We start from the raw sequence: 20,944 nt of genomic DNA, 5'->3' as shown, positions 1-20,944 counted from the left end.
CCCCGGCGTCGCGCGGGTCCCGCCGGGGGCCGCGCGCGGGAACCTGAGCCGCGTGGCGCACCGTCCGGACTCCCCACCTGAGTCCGGGCTGGGTATCCTGGGTACTCGATGGCGACCCGGTTTCAGGGGCCGGGCCTGCGCATCGGGACGAGAGGCCACAGTGGCAGCAGGAACGACAACCACCAACGAGACACCCGCGACGGCCACCAGGCCGGTCCGGGTCGCGATCGTCGACGACCACGAGTCCGTCCGGCTCGGGATCCAGGCGGCGTGCCAGAACGAGGGGTTCGAGGTGGTGCTCACCGCCGCGAGCGTCCCCGAGTACGTCGAGAACCTCGACGGGCGAGAGGTCGACGTCGTCGTCCTCGACCTGTCCCTCGGCGACGGCTCGACCGTCACCGAGAACGTCAAGGGCGTGCAGGGCACCGGATCGGCGGTGCTCGTGCACTCCATCGCCGACCGCGTCGCGAACGTCCGCGAGGCACTGGCAGCAGGGGCTGCCGGCGTCATCCCGAAGTCCTCGGCGACGAAGACCGTGATGGCCGCCGTCGCGACCGTCGCGCGCGGGGACGTCCTCAACAACCTCGAGTGGGCGAGCGCGATCGACGCCGACCGGGACTTCGCGAAGGCGCAGCTCGGGCGCCGCGAGCGGGAGATCCTGCACCTCTACGCATCGGGCCTGCCGCTCAAGCTCGCCGCGCAGCAGCTCGGCATCGGGTACTCCACCGCCCGCGAGTACCTCGACCGCATCCGCGTGAAGTACGTCGAGGTCGGCCGGCCCGCGCCGACCAAGGTCGACCTGCTCCGCCGCGCGGTCGAGGACGGGATCCTGCCCGGGCTCGACTCGGGGATCGACCCCGACGGCGACGGTCGCTGAGTCCGATGGCGACCGCGGCTGAGCCGGCGCCCGGGTTCGCCGGAGCGGTGGGCCCCGGGGCCGGCGCGCTGCGTCCCCCGGTCGGGCGGGCGGGCGCCCGGGCCGGTGCGGTCCCCGCCTCGCCGGGCGCACCTGAGCACGGCCCGGTCCCACCGGGGCTCGACGGCACGGCACCGTTCGGCGGCGACCCGTCCCGCAACGTCCGCACCTCGATCACCCAGGCGTCGGTCGAGCGCGCGTTCGCCGTGCTGCTCGCCATGGCCGCGGTCGGCCTCGGGATCGTCGACGCGCCGGCCGTGCTGCAGCAGCTGCCGTCGCTCGACCCGTTCTGGGGACCGCTCGTCGCGCTCGCGCTCGGCGCCTCGTTCGTCTTCGTCGGCGTCTCGGCGTTCGTGCCGCGGGTCGCGCAGCTGGCGCAGATCGTCTGCGCGCTGCTGTTCCTCGTCGCGCTCGTCAGCTGGCCGGCCACCGTGCAGGACCCGATCCCGGCGGGGCAGCAGCCCTGGCCGTGGTGGTTCTGCACCGTCGGGTCGACCGCTGCAGCGATGGGCTTCGCCACGTGGCGCGCGACGATCTACACGGCACTCGTCCCCGCGGTCTACGTGGTGGTGCGCCTCGCGCCGGTCGGCGGCGAGGTCGGGCTGACCCGCGCGCTGCTCGACGGTGTCTACACGGCGCTGCTCAGCGGTGCCGTCCTCGTCATCGCGGTCGTCCTGCGCCGCGCGGCCTCGGCCGTCGACTCCGCGCAGTCCACCGCCGTCCGCCGGTACTCGTTGGCGATCCGGGAGCACGCGACCGAGGTCGAGCGGGTCCAGGTCGACGCCATCGTGCACGACAGCGTGCTCACGACGCTGCTGTCCGCCGCCCGCGCGGACACCCTCGAGGCGAAGACGCTCGCCGCGCGGATGGCCCGGAACGCGATCGACCACCTCGAGGCCGCCGCGACGGACGGACCCGGCGAAGCGCTCCCGGTGACCCTCGCCGAGCTCCGCACGCGGATCGGGGACGCCGTCGGTGCACTCGCCGCGCCGGTGCGCATCGTGCCGCCCCGGCCAGCGCACGCCGCGCCGCTCCGGCTGCCGGCCGCCGTCGCCGACGCCCTCGCCTCGGCGGCGCTGCAGGCCGCCGTGAACAGCGTGCAGCACGCCGGCGGCCCCGACGTCGACCGGTGGGTCCGGATCGAGCAGCGCGGCGACGGCGTCCGGGTCGAGGTGGGCGACGACGGTCGCGGCTTCGACGTCGCGGCGATCCCGTCCGAACGGCTCGGCGTGCGGCGCTCGATCATCGAGCGCATCACCACCGTCGAGGGCACGGCCGAGGTGCACACGGCCCCCGGCGCCGGTACCCGCGTCGAACTGCGCTGGACCGGGGCAGCGGCCGGATCGGGGGCATCCGCGTGAGGGTCTCGCTGCCGGCGAGCGTCGCGCTCGGCCTCGCCTCGCTCTTCTCCGTCTACCACCTGGTGCTCGCGCTGTCGTCGCTGTCGCGGGTCACCGAGGTCGGCCCCGTCATCACCTGCATGGTGCTGTACGCCGCGGCGACCGGCACCGCGCTGTTCGTGCCGGGCAAGGTGCTGCCGGTCTGGAGCGCGTGCTTCGCCCTGGCGACCGCGCTCGTGATGCCGGTCGTGTCCGCCCCGGTCGTCGGCGAGCTCACCCCGGGTGCGGGCTACGTCACCTGGTGGATCGCCGCCGTCGGCACGCTCATGGTCGTGCTCGTGGTGCGCGGCCGCGGCCCGTTCGCCTGGGTCGGCGTGCTGTTCCTCGCCGTGCACACCGTCGCGTGGGCCGGGCTCGACGCCCTCGGGTCGCTCGGCGTGCTCGGCAGCGTGGCCTGGGTCGCGATCGCGACGGTCTTCGCCGCGGCGATGAGCCGGGCCACCCGGAACACCCGCGAGCTCGTGCGCGCCGAACAGGAGACCGCCGACTGGCAGGCCGCGCAGGACGCCCACGTGTTCGAGCGGCAGTTCCGCCTGCGCCAGACCACCCGCATGGCCCTGCCGATGCTGCAGCGGATCATCGACTCGTGCGGCGACCTCGACGAGGCCGACCGCGCCGAGTGCCTGAACCTCGAGCAGGCGATCCGCGACGAGATCCGTGGCAGGTCGCTGCTCTCCGACGACGTCCGCGACGAGGTCATGCAGCTGCGGCGACGGGGTGCGACCGTCCAGCTGCACGACGACGGGGGACTCGACGACCTCGACGCCGAGGACGTCCGACGCATCCACGCGCGCATCGCCGAGGCGCTCCGGCAGGCCCGCGACGCCGACAACGTCATCGTCCGCACCGTGGGCGAGGGCGCCGAGGCCGCGGTGACGGTCGTGGGCCTGCGGCTCGACGGCGCGGCGAGCGAGTCGGCCGCGCTCGGCGCCGGCATGGACGACGACGAGGACGGCGAGGACGACTCCGTGGCCCTCTGGCTCGAGATCCCGCGGCACGAGACCGTCTGACGCCGGGCCGCCTGCTCGACCTGCGCCGGGCGCGCGGTCGTGCGGCGACTGCGCACGTTCCGACACGACACGAGGCGATCGACGCGTGGAGCGTCGGAACATGCGCGTGCATGCGGTGCGTGCGCATGTTCCGACACGACACGTGGTGATCGTCACGTGGATCGTCGCGGAGCTGGTGCGCGCGGCAGCGGACGCGGTCCGTGGAGGCCGGGAGGCGCGTGGCGGCGGCGCCACGGGCCTCCCGTCCGCCACCTGGTCGCGCCGCGCCAGCGCCGACGGCTGACGGTCGCCGGCTGGCGCGACCGTCCCGACGACGCACGAGTCGATCGTCGCGTGGACCGTCGCGGAGGGGGTGCGCGTGCGAACGCCCCGGAAACGGGGAACGGGCCGGTCGGAGTCCGACCGGCCCGTTCACGACCCGAGACTGAGCGACAACCCGAATGTCGCCCTGCCTCGATGCGGACGGTGGCGTCGTACCCTAGTCGGCCACCGACCTGCGATGTTCTTCAGAGAAGGACACCGAACACGTCAATCCTGCCCCCACCCGCAACCCGTGTCAGTCATCATTTCGGGGGACAAAACGCCCAGATCTGGTCGGTTTGCGCATCCCGTGTCCCCCGATCGAGGGGATACCGACCGGGAAGTGCAGCCTGCAACGCGGACGGGTCGCGCTCCCCGGAGGGGTACATCAGCGGAGCGAACGGCTCCAGGCGCCCTGCCCGTGGTCGAGCGGGCGTCGCAGGCCGCGGGCCGAGGCGTCCCAGCCTGCCCGGGGCCGGTCGACGACCTCGGCGCGGCCGGCGGCTGCTGCCTCGTCGGCCTGGCGCTGCAGGACGGCGACGACGGCGGCGAGCTCCTCGGGCGACGGCTCGCCGGACACCACGTGGACGTCGGCGACCGACGCCGGTTCGTCCGCGGGGACGGGGGCTGCGTGACGGCCCATCAGTGCGCGCCCATCAGAGGGGGATGTTCCCGTGCTTCTTCGGCGGCAGCGTCGCACGCTTGCCGCGCAGTGACCGGAGCGCCTTGATCACCGAGACGCGCGTGGCGTGCGGCTGGATGATGCCGTCGAGCTCGCCGCGCTCGGCCGCCAGGTACGGCGACGCCACGTTGTAGGTGTACTCGTTCGCGAGCTTCGTGCGCACGGCGGCGACGTCCTCGCCGGACTCCTCGGCGCGCTTGATCTCGGCGCGGTACAGGATGTTCACGGCGCCCTGGCCGCCCATCACGGCGATCTCGGCGGTCGGCCACGCCAGGTTGATGTCGGCGCCGAGCTGCTTCGAGCCCATGACGATGTACGCGCCGCCGTACGCCTTGCGGGTGATGACGGTGACGAGCGGGACGGTGGCCTCGGCGTAGGCGTACAGCAGCTTCGCACCGCGGCGGATGACGCCGGTCCACTCCTGGTCGGTGCCGGGCAGGTAGCCGGGCACGTCGACCAGGGTGAGGATCGGGATGCCGAAGGCGTCGCAGAACCGCACGAAGCGCGCGGCCTTCTCGCCGGCGTCGATGTTCAGCGTGCCGGCCATGGCCTGCGGCTGGTTCGCGATGATGCCGACCGTGCTGCCCTCGACCCGACCGAAGCCGATGAGGATGTTCGGCGCGAAGAGCGGCTGGACCTCGAGGAACTCGCCGTCGTCGACGACGTGCTCGATGATCGTGGTGACGTCGTACGGCTGGTTCGTCGAGTCCGGGATGACGAGGTCGAGCTCGTGGTCGGCGTCGGTGGTCTCGAGCTCGGGGGCGACGTCGTACGCCGGGGCGTCGGACAGGTTGTTGTCCGGCAGGAACCCGATGAGCGAGCGGGCGTAGTCGAGCGCGTCGGTCTCGTCCTCGGCGAGGTAGTGGGCCACACCGGAGACCGCGTTGTGCGTCTGGGCGCCGCCGAGCTCCTCGAAGCCGACGTCCTCGCCGGTGACGGTCTTGATGACGTCGGGGCCGGTGACGAACATGTGGCTGGTCTTGTCGACCATGATGACGAAGTCGGTGAGCGCGGGGGAGTACACCGCACCGCCGGCCGCCGGGCCCATGACGATCGAGATCTGCGGGATGACGCCGGACGCCTGGGTGTTGAGGCGGAAGATCTCGCCGTACTTGCCGAGCGCGACCACGCCTTCCTGGATGCGCGCGCCGCCGGAGTCGAGGATGCCGATGATCGGCACACCGGTCTTCAGCGCGTGCTGCATGACCTTGATGATCTTCTCGCCGGCGACCTCGCCGAGCGACCCGCCGAAGACCGTGAAGTCCTGTGCGTACACGGCGACGTTGCGGCCGTGGATCGTGCCGACACCGGTGACGACCGCGTCGCCGTAGGGGCGCTTGGCGTCCATGCCGAACGAGGTGGTGCGGTGCCGCACGAACTCGTCGAACTCCACGAAGGAGTTCTCGTCGAGCAGCTGCTCGATGCGTTCGCGCGCCGTGCCCTTGCCCTTGGCGTGCTGCTTCGCGATGGCGGCTTCACCCGCGGCGGTCACGGCTTCGTGGTACCGGTCGCGGAGGTCGGCGAGTCGGCCGGCCGTCGTCGAGAGATCGGGGGTGTCTCCTGTGGTCACCCGCTCACCCTACCGGCGGCCAGGACGGGGTCGGTTGGAGGACCCCCACGGTTCCTGGCCGTACATTTGCGTGCATGTCCACACCCGCGTCGTCGTCCTTCCCCGTCACCGCCACCGCGGTCCGGGCGTCCGGAGCGACCCTCGCGACGCCGGCGCGGACCGGGTCCACCAACGCGGACCTGCTCGACGTCGCGCCCCGCCGGCAGCACGGGAGCGTCGTCGCCACCATGGACCAGACCGCCGGCCGCGGCCGGCTCGACCGCTCGTGGTCCGCCCCCGCCGGCGAGACGCTCGCTGCGAGCGTGCTCGTCCGGGCCGACCTCGACGACCGCGACCGCGGGTGGCTGCCCCTCGTTGCCGGTGCGGCGATGCGCGACGCCGTCGCGTCGGTCCTGCCGTCCGACGCAGTGGTCGTCGTGAAGTGGCCGAACGACGTGCAGGTCGCCGGCGACAAGGTGTGCGGGATCCTCTGCCAGGTCGCCACGGACGGCAGCGTCGTCGTGGGAGCCGGCGTCAACCTCACCATCCCCGCCGACCGGCTGCCGACGCCGACGTCGACGTCCCTGCGGCTGGCGGGCGCGGTCGACGACGCACCCACCCTGGCCGACGCGGTCCTGTCCGCCTTCCACCGGGCCCTCCTGGAGGCCGTGGTCGCCCTGGCCGCCGGCGGTCCCGCCGCCGAGACGGTCCGGTCCCGCGTCCGCGCCGCGTGCGGCACGATCGGTCGCCGCATCCGCCTCGAGCTGCCCGACGGCACGGTCGAGGAGGCGGACGCGACCGGCATCGACGACGAGGGCCGCATCACGATCCGGGATCGAGCCGGCGCCGCGAGGGGCGTCGCCGTGGGGGACGTCACCCACCTGCGGTATGCATGACGGCATGACCGCCGAGCCGCCGCCCGAACGCGTCGTCGCGCGCCTGCGACCGCACGCTCGGCGCCTGGTGCGCCCGGCCGTGTTCGTCGTGCTCGTGACCGCAGCCGGCGGGTTCGGCTTCGGCGTCTTCCAGGCCCAGCTCGCGTGGCTGAACGCCGTCGTGGCGGGCCTCGTCGTGCTCCTCGTCGTGGTCGGCGGCGCCGTCCCGCTCTTCCGCTGGATGTCCGAGCGGTACATCGTGACGACGCGTCGCCTGGTCGTCGTGCAGGGGCTCGGCACCCGCACCCGGCACGAGCTGCTGCACTCCCGCGGCTACGACGTCACGGTGCGCCGCCGCGGGCTGCAGGGACTGTTCCGCTCCGGCGACGTGCTCGTGTTCCCCGGTGAGGACCCGGCCGTGGTGCTCGCCGACGTGCCGCACGCCGACCTCGTCGTCGCCGTCCTGCACGACCTGGTGGAGGCGTACGAGGCCAGGCGCCGGCACCGCGAGCCGGACTGGGACGAGATCGTCGGCGGCCCGGAGCGGCCGCCGTGGGGCGACGTCCGCTCCTGACGACGGGGGCCGCGCCGGGCGGCGGGGCCGTGCTGGCATCTGCGTGAGAAACCGGTAGCGTCTTCGCGTGCGTATCTCTGTGATCGGCTGCGGCTACCTCGGTGCCGTGCACGCCGCCTCCATGGCCAAGCTCGGACACGACGTCGTCGCCGTCGACGTCGACCCCGCGAAGATCGAGCGGCTCGCCGCCGGCGAGGCCCCCTTCTTCGAGCCGGGGCTGCCGGAGATCCTGACCGAGGCGCTCTCGTCCGGCCGGATCCGCTTCACCACGGACATGGCCGAGGTCGCCGGCGCCCAGGTGCACTTCCTCGCCGTCGGCACGCCGCAGGGCCCGACCGGCGCCGCGGACCTGACCTACGTCGACGCCGCCGTCGCCGCGCTCACCCCGCACCTGTCGGCCGGCGAGTTCGTCGTCGGCAAGTCGACCGTGCCCGTCGGCACCGCCGCGCGGCTCGCCGACGAGGTCTCGGCGGCCGTCCCCGGCGCGACGCTCGTCTGGAACCCGGAGTTCCTGCGCGAGGGCTTCGCGGTGCAGGACACCATCAGCCCGGACCGCTTCGTCTACGGCGTGCCGGACGGCGAGGACGGGCAGCGTGCCGTCGCCGCGCTCGACGAGGTCTACGCCGAGGCGCTGTCGACCGGCACGCCGCGGCTCGTCGTCAACCTGCCGACGGCCGAGCTCGTGAAGATCAGCGCGAACGCGTTCCTGGCGACGAAGATCTCGTTCATCAACTCGATGGCCGAGATCGCCGAGGTCGCCGGCGCCGACGTCACCGCGCTCGCCGACGCCATCGGCCACGACGCCCGCATCGGCCGCAAGTTCCTGAACGCCGGCCTCGGCTTCGGCGGTGGCTGCCTGCCGAAGGACATCCGCGCGTTCCAGGCCCGTGCCGACGAGCTCGGCGTCGGGGAGTCGCTCGCGTTCCTGGCCGACGTCGACGCCACCAACCTGCGCCGCCGCGCACACGTCGTCGACCTCGCCCAGGAGCTGCTCGGCGGCGACGTCGCGGGCAAGCGCGTCGCGGTGCTCGGCCTGGCCTTCAAGCCGAACTCGGACGACGTCCGCGACTCGCCGGCCCTCGACATCGCCGCACGACTGCACGCCCTCGGCGCGACCGTCTCGGCCTACGACCCCGAGGCCGTCGGCACCGCCCGTCGCGTGCACCCCGAGCTCGACTACGCCGAGAGCGCGTCCGAGGCGCTGACCGGTGCCGAGCTGGTGCTCGTGCTCACCGAGTGGACCGAGTTCCGCGAGCTCGACGCGACCACGGTGGCATCGCTCGTCGCCGGCCCGGTCGTCGTCGACGGCCGCAACTGCCTGGACCGCGACGCCTGGACCGCAGCCGGCTTCACGTACCGCGGCATGGGGCGCTGAGGCGCTCCGTGGCCCTGCGGGTGCGGCGCGTCCTGCTCGACGGCGTGCGCGGGCGCGACTGGGCCACCCCGGTCGTGCTCGCGGCCACCCTGTTCGTGCTCGTCGCCGCCGTCGCCCGGATCGCGTCGACCGAGCCGCTCAGCAGCACGGACGAGTCGGCGCACGTCGACTACGCACTCCGGGTCTGGCACGGGCAGCTGCCGGTCCTGATGGACGGGGTGCGCTTCCGGCCCGGCTTCGGCCACCACCCGCCGGTGCAGTGGGTCGCGCAGCACCCGCCGCTCTACTACGTCCTGCTCGCGCCGCTCGTCGGCCCGCTCGTCGACGGGGGACACCCCGTGCAGGCGGTCGTCGCAGCGCGCGTCGTGAACGCGCTCGTCGTGGCCGGGATCGTCCCCGCCGCGGCCTGGGCGGCGTCGCGCTGCTTCCCGGCGGCCCGCCGGCTGCCGGCCACCGTCGCGGTCGTGTCGGCCTTCACCGCGGTGCTCGTCGTGCAGGCCGGCGTCGTCTACAACGACTCGCTCGCCGCGCTCCTCGGCGCCCTCGCGTGCGGGGTGGCCGGCGCCGCCCTGCGCTCGGGTCTCACACCGCGGCTGCTCGTTGGCGGTGCACTCGTGACGGCCGCCGGCATGACCACGCGGCTGTCCTTCGCGCTCTGGCTGGTGGCCGTGGCGGTGGCGTTCCTGCTGGCCCGGACGGTCCGGCTCGGCCGGCTCCGAGGGGTGTGGGCCCGCGTGGTCGTCGCGCTCGTGCCCGTGGTCGCCGCCGCGGCGGCGTCCGGGTGGTTCTGGGTGCGCAACACCATCGTCGCCGGGTCGTTCAGCGGTCGGCCGAAGCCGTGGCCGGGCTGGGTGCCCCGCGCCCACTTCACCGACGGCGAGGTGGCGACGAAGCCGTCCTTCTGGAAGCAGCTCTTCGCGCTCTACCGCGGTGCGCTCGACCTGCGCGACCCCGTGCCGTGGACGCTCCTGCTCGTGCCGCTCCTGCTGCTGGCGGTCGCCGCCGTGGTGCTCGTGGCGCGTCGCGCGACGGGCAGGCGGCGGGAGCGCGCCGTCCGGTCCGCCGAGGCCTGGCCGCGCGCGCTCGTCGTCGCGATGCTCGTGACGGTCGTCGTGCTCTTCGTGCTCGTCGAGATCCGCTACATGGCCGGCGGCGGTGCACCGATCAACCGCTACACGCTGGCGGTCTGGGTGCCGATCGCGATCGCGGTGGCGGCAGGGCTCGGGGCCTCGCGGCGCGCGGCCGTGGTGCTCGTGCCGGCGTGGACGCTCCTGGCCCTCGTGCCGATCTGGTCGCTCCTGCACCTCGACGGCGCGACGCTCGTGCCGCACTCGGCGACCCTGGTGCTCGGCGCGACGGTGCTCGCGGGTGTCCTCACTGCCGTGACGATCGCGCTCTTCGTGCTCGGCGAGGTCGACGGCCTCCGTCGGCGCGGTCAGGACGACACGACGGCGGCACCGACCGCACCGGCGCCGACCGCACCGGCGCCGACCGCACCGGCGCCGACCGCACCGGCGCCGACGGCGACCCCGGACGGGGATCAGCCGATCGCGTCGGACAACACCGCGCGGTAGCGCTCGCCGATCCGCTCCGTCGAGAACTCGGCCGCCGACGCGACGGCCCGCTCCTGGTAGCGGGCACGTGCGGCGTCGTCGGTGAGCACGCGCTGCAGCGCGGCCCGGAGCGCCGGGACGTCGCCGGGCGGCACGAGCACGCCGGACACGTCGTCCTCGACGACGTCGCGGATGCCGGGCAGGTCGCTCGCGACGATCGCGGCACCGACGGCGGCGGCCTCGAGCAGGGTGACCGGCAGGCCCTCCTGGTCGCCGTTCGCGGCGGGGACCGACGGCACGGCGACGACGGTCGCGGACGCGAGGGTCTCGAGCACCTCGGTGCGACCGCGCTGGCCGAGGAACGTCACGGGGAGCCCGGCCGCCTGCTGCTCGAGCTGCGCCCGGTAGGGACCGTCGCCGACGACCGTGAGTCGCCACGGCACGTCGTCGCCGAGGCCGCGGAGCGCCTCGACCAGGTTGCCGAAGCCCTTCTTCTCGACCAGGCGGCCGACGGCCACGACGTGGTGCTCCTGGGCGGGCACGCGGGCGCGGGTGTCGCGGGCCGGACCGAGGTCGACGCCCATCGGGATCACCGTGGACCGCGACTCGGGTACGCCCCACTCCGTCAGGCGGTCGCGCATCTCGGAGTTGACGGTGGTGACGTGGGCGGACCGCCCGAAGACCCAGCGCTTGAGCCGGACGAGCGGCGCGGCGCGGAGGGCGTAGATGTCGCCACCGTGCGTGGTGACCACGATCGGCACCCCGGGGGCTGCGAGCGTCGCGACCAGGGCCTGCGGGATCGCCCAGTGCGCGTGGATGACGTCGGGCTTCGCGGACCGCACCACGCGGCGCACGGCCAGGTACTGCGCGAGCACGAGCGCCGGCACCTGCACGATCCGGGAGCGCCGCTCCTTGAGGTTGTCGAGGATCGCGCCGTCGGCCAGGTCCTCGAACGCCTTCGGGAAGTACGGGAAGCGCCGGACGCCGACGTCGCCGATCCGCTCGGTCCGCGCGCCGCCGGGCACCCGCGGCGTGAGCACCATCGTGTCGAAGCCCAGGGCCTCCTGGTGAGCGAGGTCGAGCACGAACGCGGGGACGCCGTCGTCGGGGTGCGCCGGGAACGTCGAACCGAGGACGAGCAGGCGGGGACGGGCGGTGTGGTCGGTGCGGGACATCGTGCCTTTCCGGGGGTGGCGGGGGACGGTCCGGTAGGCTCTCGCCCCGTGCGCGTACTGATCCACAATAGCGATTCGCCCCACAACCGCGGGGACCGGGCGATCCTCGCCGGCAACGTCGAACTCGTCCGCCGCCGCTGGCCGGACGCCGAGATCGTCTCCCTGTCGCAGTACCCCGAGCGGGACGCCGCGTGGTTCGGCATCCGGTTCCTGCCGGTCTCGCCGTACAGCACCGGCATCGGCGACCTGTTCGCCCTGCTGCGTGCCGCCCGCGGTGCCGACGTCGTGCTCTGGGGCGGCGGCGAGATCCTCAAGGACTACACGAACAAGCTCGGCCTCGTGTACTGGTTCGGCAAGATGCTGCTCGTCCGCGCGGTGAACAAGCACCTCGTCGGGGCGTTCCAGGGCATCGGCCCGACCACTGCCGGCATCAGCAAGCGCCTCATCCGTGCCACCGTCGACCTGTGCAGCGCGTTCGCCGTCCGTGACGACGAGTCCCGCGAGAAGCTGCTGTCCTGGGGCGTGACGACGCCGATCGTGTCGTCGTTCGACCCCGCGGTGGTCGGCACCGTCACCACGCCCGACGCCGACGTGCTCGAGCGCCTCGAGCGCACCACCGGCCTGACCGCCGACCGGCTCGAGGGCTCGATCGGCTTCGGCGTCCGCCGCTGGTTCCACTACAAGCGCAGCGGCTGGATCCCCTTCCGGTTCCTGCCGAAGCGCTTCCGCCAGACCGGCGTCGACAGCGACAAGCTCGTCACCTACCGGCAGGCCGTCGCCGACCTGGCCGACCGCGTCATCGACCGGTGGGACGCCGACGTGGTGTTCTACCCGATGCACATGGAGGCATCCGAGGGCGACGCCGCCTTCGCCCGCGAGGTCATCGCGCTCATGCGGCACGCCGACCGCACCCACGTGGTCGAGGCCGACGCGTTCTCGCCGTCCGAGTACGCGGGCCTGATGTCCCGCAGCCGGCTGTTCCTGGCGAGCCGCCTGCACTCCGCCATCGTCGCGACGATCGCGGGCGTCCCGGCCGCGGTGCTCTACTACGTCGACAAGGGGCGGCTGTTCTTCGAGCAGATGGGGCAGCAGGAGTTCTCGAAGCCGATCGAGTCGGCGCTCGAGCCGACCTTCGTCGACGACGTCACCGCGCAGCTCGAGCGGCTCGACGCGGACCGCGACGCGGTCCGGCAGCAGCTCGCCGACGGCGTCGCCCGGATGGCGACGGCGCTCGACGCCGACTTCGCCGAGGCGACGCGCGACGTCCGCTGACCACCGGCACGACGTGCGGCCCGCGACCGCACGCACCTGACGGACAGGAGGCCCGTGGCGACGCCGCCACGGGCCTCCTGTCCGTCGTCCCCTGTGCTAGCGCCGTGACCGAACGTCGTTCCCTCGTCCTCGCCGGTGGCATCGTCGCCGCCGCCGGCGGCGCCGTCGCCGCTGTCGGGGCGCTGATCCTCGTCGTGTCCGCCGCCACCGGCGGGAGCTTCCCATTCGGGGCGGCGTTCCTCGTCTTCGCGGGCGCACCGGTCACCGTCATCGGTCTGGTGCTGCTCGCCGTCGGCTGGGCGACGGGCCGCAGCGCGCGCACCCGTTCCTGACGGGGCGCGCCGGCGCCGTCACTCCGTCTTCGCCGCGAAGCGCTTCAGGTACGTCATGGAGTTCCGGTAGACGTCCTGGTCACCGGGCAGGGTGCCGCTCGACGCCCACTGCCAGAAGGTCCACTTCGACCAGCTGCGGCCGAGCGTGCCCGGCGTCGTGAAGTCGTGCACCGGGTACAGGGCCACGAACAGCGCGTTCTTCGAGAACTGGTTGCTGTTGTTCGTGCAGCGCTTCCACCAGTCGGTCGTCGTGTAGATCGCCGGGTAGCGGTGGACCTTCTTGTGGACCGTGTTCGAGAAGTCCTTGATCCAGTTGCGCATCTGGCCCCAGCTCAGCCCGTAGCAGGTGCCCTGCGCGGCGCTGCCGTACTCGATGTCGAGCAGCGGGGGGAGCGTCTTGCCGTCCTTCGACCACTGCCCGCCGTGCGCGAAGAAGTAGTTCGCGGTGGCCGCCCCGCTCGCCTGGCTCGGCTGCGCGTAGACGTAGCCGCCACGGATGAGGTTGCGCTGCTTGGCGGTCGCGTACTGCTGCTTGTACGTCGAGCTGACGTACGACGTGCCCTCCGTCGCCTTGACGTAGACGAAGCGCGCCCCGTTCCGGTACGACTGCAGGAAGTTGACGCTCGGCTGCCAGGCGCTGATGTCGAAGCCCTGCACGCGGCCGGGCGGCGGGCCGGACGCCTTCGCGGCGGCGGAGGTGCTCAGCGACTGCGCGCTCACCCCGCCGGGAGCGACGGTGACGTGCGTCTCACCGGCGTGCGCGGCGATGCCGGCGCCCATGGTGTGGTTGCCGGTGCGGTCCATCTCGGCGATGGAGAGCTCCTGCTCCGGGGCGGCGGGAGCCGACGTCGTCGCGGCGGAGGACGCCGAGGGTGCCGTTGCCGTTGCCGTTGCCGTTGCCGTTGCCGGTGCCGGTGCCGTTGCCGTTGCCGGTGCGGCTGGTGCGGCCGTTGCGGTCGGTGCCGCCGCGGCGACGAGCGGCCCGCTGCCGAAGGTGATGGCCCCGGCGACGGCGGCAGCGGTGCCGAGTCCGATGAGCCTGGTGATGGGTGCGCGCATGTGGTCTCGTCTTCCCTGTCGAGATGCTCGTGGGGGCCTGATCTCCCACGCCGCGGTCCGAGCGATGCTACCGGGATCCGGCGACACCTGTCCGCCTGGCGCACGCGGGCCGTCGCGGTGGTCGCTGCTGCGGGCGGCCGGCCCGTCGCGGTTGCTGCTGCTGCCCGCCGGCCTGTCGCGCTGGTCCCTGCTGCCGAACGCCGCGCCCCGGTGCTCGCGGTGCTACCGGTGCTACCGGTGCTCGCGGGCCGGGCGTGCGCCGTCGGTGTCGTCGATCTCCACCTCGGGCACCCGGCCGCGCGAGGAGACCTCCTGCGTGGCGTGCTTCTGCCGACGGTTCAGGAAGTTGCGCTCCACGAGCCACCACATGCCCACGCAGATCGCGAGCGTGACCGGGATCACCACGACGACCATCATCAGGAACTGCCACTTCGGGGACAGCCCGACCGGCAGGAGCAGCAGGTTGCCGAGGCCGAGCAACGGGCTGTGGAAGAGGTACACCGAGTACGACACCAGGCCCGCGAGCACGAAGGGCTTCCACGCGAAGAACCGCGCGAGCCAGGTGTGCTGGCCGGTGACCGCCCGGCGCCCCATCCAGGTCAGCAGGATGCCGGCGAAGATGCCGAGGACCACCTCGGACGGCCAGGTCTGGTGCTGCCAGTAGTCGCGGTTGCGGAAGAACACCAGGAGCATGCCGACGAACATCGCCGCGACGAACACGCCGCCCTGCCAGCGGGGACCGCCGAGCTTCGAGGAGTCGAGCTTGCCGGTGAGGTGCTCGTCGCGGGCCTTCACCGTCAGCTCGGCCGCGAGCATGCCGACCGCGAAGAGGCCGACGAACCACGGGTGCATCCAGGAGTAGCGGCTCTCCGACCCCATCCACATGCCGATGAGGACCAGCGACGAGGCGGTCGCCCACCCGCCGAAGACCTTCCAGAGCGGCAGGATCAGCAGCGGCATGAGGAAGTAGATCTGCCACTCGACCGCCACGGTCCACATCGGCCCGTTGATCTTGCCGATGTACTGCGGGAAGAAGTCGTGCACGAGGAACAGGTGGGTGAGGAACGTGCCCCAGCCCATCGGCAGCTTGGTGTCCCACTGCGTGCCGCCCGGCTGTCCCATCACCGGGACGAACAGGATGATGAGCGCGAAGACGACGAGCGACGCCCAGTACGGCGGGATGATGCGTCGGGCGCGGCGCCAGATGAACTTCCAGAACCCACCGGGCAGTCGGTAGCGGTCGAACCGGGTCACGACGGGCAGCATCAGGACGTACCCGGACAGCACGATGAAGAGCGGGACCCCGAGGTAGCCCCACCCGATGAACGGACGGAGCCAGGGCAGCTCGGTCGGCCCGGTGCCCTTCATCCCGGTGAAGAGGTACGCGTGGTAGAACACCACGGCCAGCGCCGCCAGGCCGCGGAGGCCGTCGAGGTACGGGAACTCGAGCCGACCGCCCGACCGGGGAGCGGCGACCGGCGTCTCGGCTGCGGGATCGGTTGCGCGGGTTTCGGTGGCCAACGAACGTCCTCGTGGTGGTCGGAGCGGGGTCGCAGGCAGTCTCCCACACGCCGACCGCGGCACGCGATCCGCCGCGGTGCGGTCGCTCGAGCGAACGGATGTCATGATGAAGCACGTGACCGTGACGACGCCCGCAGCACCGCAGATCACCTCCGAGCCCGTCCGACGGCGTCCGGAGGCGGGCACACGGCGGTACCGACACGTCGTGGCGCCCCTGGTGCTCGCCGTCCTCGTGGTCGTCGGGGTCGGTCTCAGCGCCGCCGTGGCGTACCACAACCGCCTCGGGGTGACGAACGTCGACGGCATCTCGTACATGGGCATCGCGCGCGAGTACGCGAACGGCTGGCTGCCGGATGCGATCAACGCCTACTGGTCGCCGCTGGTCTCGTGGATGATGGCGCCGTTCGTCGCGGCGGGCCTCGGCCTGCAGACGGCCTTCGCGGTCGTGAACTGCTTCGCGGTGGCCGTCGTGCTCGGAATCGGCGGGTGGCTCGTCTGGTCGCAGAACCACCGCATCGTCCCGGCGGTGCTGTTCATGGTCACGTCGATCCCCGCCCTGATGAGCGCGGTGTCGGTGCAGACGCCGGACCTGCTGGTCGTCGCGTGGATCGTCGGCTTCCTGTGGGCCCTGCGCTGGGCGGACCAGGCGCTGCACGGCACGCGGCGCGCTCGGCTCGTCTCCGGTGCGGTGCTCGGTGCCGTCGCCGCCCTCGGGTACTTCACCAAGCTGTTCCTGCTGCCGGTCGCCATCGGCGCCGTGGTGCTCTGGCTGCTCCTGCGCGTGTGGTCCGCCCGCCGCCGGCGTGAGCCGGTCCGGCACTGGTGGACCGCCCCGGTCGCGACGATCGTCGTGTTCGCGGTCGTCATCGCCCCCTGGGTCGGTGCCCTGACCGTGAAGTACGGCACGGTGACCCTCGGGTCGTCGCTGTCCGTGAACATCGGCTCGAAGTTCGACGACGGCGGGCGCGCGACCGACTGGCCCTTCCTGCCCGTCCCGCCGAACCCGCACGCCTTCTCGCCGAACGAGGACTTCACGCCGTCGGTCTACAAGCAGGGCCCGATGGACAACCCGGACCCCGACGTCGTGCCGCCGGCCGCGACCAGCACCACCGAGGACACCGGGCCGCGGGTGACGAAGGAGTCGGGCATCCCCGCCCGCGCCGCCTACTACCTGCACGAGCGCATGCTCGCCCTGCCCTACTACCTGCAGAAGATCAGCACCTTCGCGCCGTTCGCCGCGCCGATCGCCCTGCTCTTCGCCGCCGCGCTCGTCATCGGCGTCGTGCGCTTCCGCCGCTACGCGTTCACCTGCATCGTCGCCGCGACCACCCTGGTGTACTTCGTCGGCTACGGCATGATCACGTCGTCGTCGAGCGGCGGTGGCAACGCCCGGTACTACTGGCCGCTCTTCTACCTCACCGCGATGATCGGCGCGCTCATGCTGCCGGCGGTCTGGCGCCTGGTCCGTCGACGCGGGGCGGTCCGCGCCGTCGTCGCGTGCCTGGCGATCGCCGTCGTCCCGGTCGCCTCCTTCACCCAGAACTGGGTCGGCTCGCCGGCGCCGTTCTACCCGTCGGTGAACCGGACCGAGCCGCTGCGCGTGCTCGGGCCGACCGAGGTCCCCGAACTCGTCCGGCTCGCCGACCAGATCCGCGCGAGCGGCGCCCTGCCCGAGGGCGCGAACGTCATCGGCTCGAACTACCGCTCGCTCTCGTCGCTCGCGTTCCTGACCGACACGCACGTGTACGGTCGCTCAGGCCAGGGCTACACGTACCACTCCGACGCGATGCGCAGCCTGTTCATCGACGAGGGCGTGCAGTACTTCGTGCAGTTCGACCCGGCGACCGCACCGGCCCGCGACTACTCGGTGGCGGGGAAGCTCGTCGGCACCTACGACGCGACGATCTCGTGCAGTGCCGACCGCTCCACGGACCCGGAGATCCCGTGCCGCGTCCAGATCGTGCAGCTCGCCCGGTAGCGGTCCGTCCGAGCGGCGACGCAGGGAGCCGGGCGACGCTGCGTCTACGATGACCTGTGCCCGAGACCCGGCAGGAGAGTCGTTTGTCAGGAACCACCAGCGAGACCCCCGCGACCGAGGGGAAGCGTCCGTCCAGGGCGCGACGGATCCTCGGGCGGGCGATCCCGATCGTCTTCTACGTCCTGCTCGCGGTGTTCCTCGTGCTGTACGTCCGGCACGTCGACTGGGCGCAGCTCGCCGGACTCGACTGGCAGTGGTCGTGGGTCGTCGTCGCGACGCTCATCAGCCTCGGCTTCCGCTACTGGGGCGTCGGCATCTGGTTCTACCTGCTCCGCCGACTCGGGGCGACCGGCCTGAAGGGCAGCGGCGTCACCCTGACCTACGTCTACGCGAAGTCGTGGATGGGCCGGTACATCCCCGGCGCCGCGACCTGGATCATCGGCAAGGTCTACTTCGCGTCGAAGCACGGCGTCTCGAAGGCGCGGCTCGGTGTGAGCGGCCTGCTCGAGGGCGCCCTGCAGATCGCCGCGACGCTCGCCCTGGCCCTCGTGCTGCTGCTCATCGACCCGCGCACCCACCAGCTCGACGGCTGGCTCATCGTCCTGATGATCGCAGCGTTCGTCGGCTGCGTCGTCTGCCTCATCCCGCAGGTGTTCGTGTTCCTCATCGGCATCGCGCTGAAGATCCTGCGGCGCAAGCCCCTCGAAGCCGACGTCCGCCCGAACCTCGGCACGGTCCTCGGCGGCGCTGGCCTGTACGTCGCCGGTGCGGTGCTCTCCGGCACGGCCTACTACTTCATCACCCTGGCGGTGTACCCGTCGCTGAAGCTCACCGACGCGGCGTTCGTCATCGGCGCCGCGAGCATGGCGTCGGCGATCAGCATGCTCGCCGTGTTCGCCCCGGGTGGCCTCGGCGTTCGCGAGGGCGTCCAGGCCCTGCTGCTCGCACTCGTGATGCCGCCCTCCGTCGCCCTCGTCGTGGTCGTCGTCACCCGCGTCTGGAGCCTGGCCGTCGACGGCCTGTTCCTGCTCTGCGCCGCAGCCCCCACGTGGTTCCGCCGCGGCCGTCCGACCGACGACCCCTCGACGGTCGAGAGCGGCGTGCCGGCGGCCTGACGCCCGGCCCCCGCGCTCTCGTTCGGTGAGCAGAAGACGTCGAGTCGGGGTGGTGGACTCGCGGCCCGGCATCCCGCGCTCCCGTTCAATGAGTAGAAAAGGTCGAGTCGGGGTGGCGGACTCGACATCTTCTGCTCACCGGATGTCGTCGCTTCGACGCGGTGGGCAGCGCACCGGCGGCGCGCACCGCGCTCCGGGCGCTGTCGCGGCGATGCGATGGGCAGCGCGCCCGCGGGCCTGACGCCCCGCGCTCCCGTTCAGTGAGCAGAAAAGGTCGAGTCCGGGTAACGGACTCGACATCTTCTGCTCACTGAATGTCGTCACGTCGGCGGAGCGGGCAACGCACCGGCGGCCTGATGCCCGGCGCTCCCGTTCAGTGAGTAGAAAAGGTCGAGTCGGGGTGGCGGACTCGACATCTTCTGCTCACCGGACGTCGTCACGTCGACGCAGCAGGCAACGCATCGGCGCTCGCGCACCGCGCTCCCGGGTGTCGTCATGTCGGCGGAGCGGGCAACGCACCGGCGGCCTGATGCCCCGTGCTCCCGTTCATGAGCAGAAGATGTCGGGTCGGGGCGGCGGACTCGACATCTTCTGCTCACCGAGTGCCGTCGCGACGCAGCGGGCAACGCACCCGCGATGTGGCGCCAGCGCTCCCGCTCAGTGAGCAGAAGAGGTCGGGTCGGGGCGGCGGACCCGACATCTCCTGCTCACCAAGCGCCGCCACGACGACCCAGCGGCGCCGTCAGCGAGCCGCGACCGGGGCGTCGACCGCACCACGACGGCCCGCGCGGGCGACCCGCACGACCGACGCCACCAGGCCGGCCGCGACGAGGACCACCACGACGGCGAGCACGGCGGGCGGCACCGGGCCGAGCTCGGAGTACCGCAGGAGCCCGCGGCCGGTGACCGGGAACAGCGCGGCGTTCCAGAACCAGGCGGAGGCCACCGCGAAGCCGTAGACGCCGACCGCGGGGAGCAGCACGGCCAGAGCGACGGCGGCCCAGGACCGCGCACGGCCGGCCGGCACGAGTCGTCGCCAGGCGAGGGCACTCAGCACGACGAGGCAGACGATCGCGGGGAAGTAGTAGCGACCCTGCGTGGCGGCGACCTCGGTGGTGGTCAGGTACGAGTGGGCGCTCGTGCGGTTCTGGATGCCGATCAGGAGCGCCGGGAACACCGCCAGGCAGAGCGCGATCCGGAGCTGCGGGCCGCGGCGGAACGCCCAGCCGACCAGGACGACGAGCGCGACGAGCGTGAGGACGGCGGTCAGCAGGTCGCCCATGCTCACCTGCGCCCGGCCGCCGAAGCTGCCCCAGAACGTGCGGGCGAGGGTGCCCCACGACACGTCGAGGAAGTGCCCGAGGGTCGGGTGCTCACCCGGCGGGAAGTCCTTCGGGGGCCGCATCGCGGTGTACCCGTTCGGCTGCACGCGGCCGTAGGCGAACCAGTTGTGGACCCACCACCACGCGCCGATCCCGCCGGAGACCGCCATCGCGACCACGGTGCGGACCACCCGTCGCCGCAGGGACAGCACCCCGGCGCCGGCGAACAGCACGACCACGGCGACGAAGGGGACCGCCGGCAGACCGGTGCCCTTGATCCAGACGAGCGCACCGAGGGCCACGGCCAACGCGATCGTCGTCCGCCAGCGGGTGTCGCCGGTGAGCAGGCGCGTCGCCAGCCAGGCGACGACACCCGCGACGAGCAGCACGGGGGCGTCGTTCGACACCGACGAGCCGATGGACGCGAGCTCCGGCGTCGCGAACAGCGCGAGCGCACCGACCAGCGCGGCCCGCGGCGAGCGGGTCACCCGGCGGACGGACGCCCACACCAGCAGCGGCAGGGCCGTCACGGCGAGGGCGTCGGCGAGGCGGAGCGCCAGGAACGCGTGGTCCCAGCGCAGGTCGCCGTAGTCGACGGCCCGCAGGACCAGTCCGCCGGCGAGGTACGCGGTCGGCGGGTGCTGGGTCATCTGGTTGACCGTCGCCGACGGCCCCGGTGCGCCCTGCAGCAGGCCGCTCACGGTGGACCACTGGTCGGCCGGCTTCGTCGCCTGCTCGGCCTTGGCGGCCTGCACGGCGTTCGAGACCTGCAGCGCGCCCGGGTCGACCCACTCGCCGCCGAGTGCCACGTGCACCGCGGCGTCGATGTGCGCGGTCTCGTCCGGTGCCTCGAACACCGGGACGACGAGTGCCCACGCGACGAGCCAGAGGCCGAAGGTCGCGGTGACGACGGCGATGGCGATGCGCTCCCACCGG

General features: G+C 72.8%; 17 protein-coding genes. 11 read left to right on the top strand and 6 right to left on the bottom strand.

Going from position 1 to position 20,944, the window contains the following annotated elements; all coding sequences use genetic code 11:
* The first annotated feature begins 160 nt into the window (after positions 1–160).
* Genes DEI99_RS11335 through DEI99_RS11325 form a run of 3 tightly spaced genes read left to right on the top strand, consistent with a single transcriptional unit; the run spans position 161 to position 3,326 of the window.
* A complete protein-coding gene (locus DEI99_RS11335; RefSeq protein ID WP_071261508.1) occupies positions 161–877 on the top strand; it encodes a response regulator transcription factor in 717 nt (238 codons plus the stop codon).
* A gap of 5 nt (positions 878–882) precedes the next feature.
* Positions 883–2,277 carry a sensor histidine kinase gene (locus DEI99_RS11330; RefSeq protein ID WP_111040782.1) on the top strand — a complete coding sequence of 465 codons (1,395 nt, stop codon included), beginning with the start codon at positions 883–885 and terminating at the stop codon, positions 2,275–2,277.
* Entirely contained in the window at positions 2,274–3,326 is a 1,053-nt protein-coding gene (locus DEI99_RS11325) for a DUF8320 family protein (RefSeq protein ID WP_111040783.1), read from the top strand. Before DEI99_RS11330 ends, DEI99_RS11325 begins: the two co-directional genes overlap by 4 nt.
* A 688-nt stretch (positions 3,327–4,014) precedes the next feature.
* Here the strand turns inward: DEI99_RS11325 and DEI99_RS11320 are convergent.
* Both DEI99_RS11320 and DEI99_RS11315 read right to left on the bottom strand, forming a co-directional pair.
* The gene (locus DEI99_RS11320; protein WP_111040784.1) at positions 4,015–4,269 is read right to left on the bottom strand and encodes an acyl-CoA carboxylase subunit epsilon; all 255 of its coding nucleotides are present in this window, start codon (positions 4,267–4,269) and stop codon (positions 4,015–4,017) included.
* A 13-nt stretch (positions 4,270–4,282) separates the two neighbouring features.
* Positions 4,283–5,878: an acyl-CoA carboxylase subunit beta gene (locus DEI99_RS11315; RefSeq protein WP_071261524.1), complete on the bottom strand. Its 1,596-nt coding sequence runs from the start codon at positions 5,876–5,878 to the stop codon at positions 4,283–4,285.
* Between the two features lie 74 nt (positions 5,879–5,952).
* Here DEI99_RS11315 and DEI99_RS11310 point away from each other — a divergent pair, with 74 nt between their 5' ends.
* The 4 genes from DEI99_RS11310 (at position 5,953) to DEI99_RS11295 (ending at position 10,255) form a co-directional block, all read left to right on the top strand.
* The gene (locus DEI99_RS11310) at positions 5,953–6,753 is read left to right on the top strand and encodes a biotin--[acetyl-CoA-carboxylase] ligase (protein WP_111040785.1); all 801 of its coding nucleotides are present in this window, start codon (positions 5,953–5,955) and stop codon (positions 6,751–6,753) included.
* A 4-nt stretch (positions 6,754–6,757) separates the two neighbouring features.
* A complete protein-coding gene (locus DEI99_RS11305; RefSeq protein WP_111040786.1) occupies positions 6,758–7,306 on the top strand; it encodes a PH domain-containing protein in 549 nt (182 codons plus the stop codon).
* 67 nt (positions 7,307–7,373) lie between these two features.
* Positions 7,374–8,681: a UDP-glucose dehydrogenase family protein gene (locus DEI99_RS11300; RefSeq protein ID WP_111040787.1), complete on the top strand. Its 1,308-nt coding sequence runs from the start codon at positions 7,374–7,376 to the stop codon at positions 8,679–8,681.
* A gap of 8 nt (positions 8,682–8,689) precedes the next feature.
* Positions 8,690–10,255 carry a hypothetical protein gene (locus DEI99_RS11295; protein ID WP_181434339.1) on the top strand — a complete coding sequence of 522 codons (1,566 nt, stop codon included), beginning with the start codon at positions 8,690–8,692 and terminating at the stop codon, positions 10,253–10,255.
* On the opposite strand, the gene DEI99_RS11290 is transcribed toward DEI99_RS11295, so the two are convergent.
* On the bottom strand, positions 10,222–11,409 hold the full coding sequence (locus DEI99_RS11290) for a glycosyltransferase (protein WP_111040788.1): 1,188 nt from the start codon (positions 11,407–11,409) through the stop codon (positions 10,222–10,224). The two genes, DEI99_RS11295 and DEI99_RS11290, sit on opposite strands and share 34 nt — an antisense overlap.
* Positions 11,410–11,457: 48 nt before the next feature.
* Here DEI99_RS11290 and DEI99_RS11285 point away from each other — a divergent pair, with 48 nt between their 5' ends.
* Both DEI99_RS11285 and DEI99_RS11280 read left to right on the top strand, forming a co-directional pair.
* On the top strand, positions 11,458–12,681 hold the full coding sequence (locus DEI99_RS11285; protein WP_181434340.1) for a polysaccharide pyruvyl transferase family protein: 1,224 nt from the start codon (positions 11,458–11,460) through the stop codon (positions 12,679–12,681).
* 104 nt (positions 12,682–12,785) lie between these two features.
* Positions 12,786–13,013, top strand: a complete 228-nt coding sequence (locus DEI99_RS11280; RefSeq protein ID WP_111040789.1) for a hypothetical protein — start codon at positions 12,786–12,788, stop codon at positions 13,011–13,013.
* Between the two features lie 18 nt (positions 13,014–13,031).
* Here the strand turns inward: DEI99_RS11280 and DEI99_RS11275 are convergent, their stop codons facing one another.
* On the bottom strand, positions 13,032–14,072 hold the full coding sequence (locus DEI99_RS11275) for a GH25 family lysozyme (RefSeq protein ID WP_111040790.1): 1,041 nt from the start codon (positions 14,070–14,072) through the stop codon (positions 13,032–13,034).
* Between the two features lie 231 nt (positions 14,073–14,303).
* Positions 14,304–15,593, bottom strand: coding sequence for an acyltransferase family protein (locus DEI99_RS11270; protein ID WP_181434341.1), 1,290 nt, complete (start codon positions 15,591–15,593; stop codon positions 14,304–14,306).
* A 103-nt stretch (positions 15,594–15,696) separates the two neighbouring features.
* Between DEI99_RS11270 and DEI99_RS11265 the strand changes: the two genes are divergently transcribed.
* Complete coding sequence (locus tag DEI99_RS11265; protein ID WP_284180801.1) at positions 15,697–17,571, top strand: ArnT family glycosyltransferase; 1,875 nt, start codon at positions 15,697–15,699, stop codon at positions 17,569–17,571.
* A gap of 83 nt (positions 17,572–17,654) precedes the next feature.
* A complete protein-coding gene (locus DEI99_RS11260; protein WP_181434343.1) occupies positions 17,655–18,686 on the top strand; it encodes a lysylphosphatidylglycerol synthase domain-containing protein in 1,032 nt (343 codons plus the stop codon).
* A gap of 742 nt (positions 18,687–19,428) precedes the next feature.
* Here the strand turns inward: DEI99_RS11260 and DEI99_RS11255 are convergent.
* Positions 19,429–20,925 carry a DUF2142 domain-containing protein gene (locus DEI99_RS11255; RefSeq protein ID WP_284180996.1) on the bottom strand — a complete coding sequence of 499 codons (1,497 nt, stop codon included), beginning with the start codon at positions 20,923–20,925 and terminating at the stop codon, positions 19,429–19,431.
* Positions 20,926–20,944: the final 19 nt, after the last annotated feature.

The organism is Curtobacterium sp. MCLR17_036 (genome assembly GCF_003234445.2).
In the GTDB taxonomy this organism is placed as follows: Bacteria; Actinomycetota; Actinomycetes; order Actinomycetales; family Microbacteriaceae; genus Curtobacterium.
Note: the sequence above shows the minus strand (reverse complement) of the source record. Positions and strands in the feature narration are given on the sequence as shown.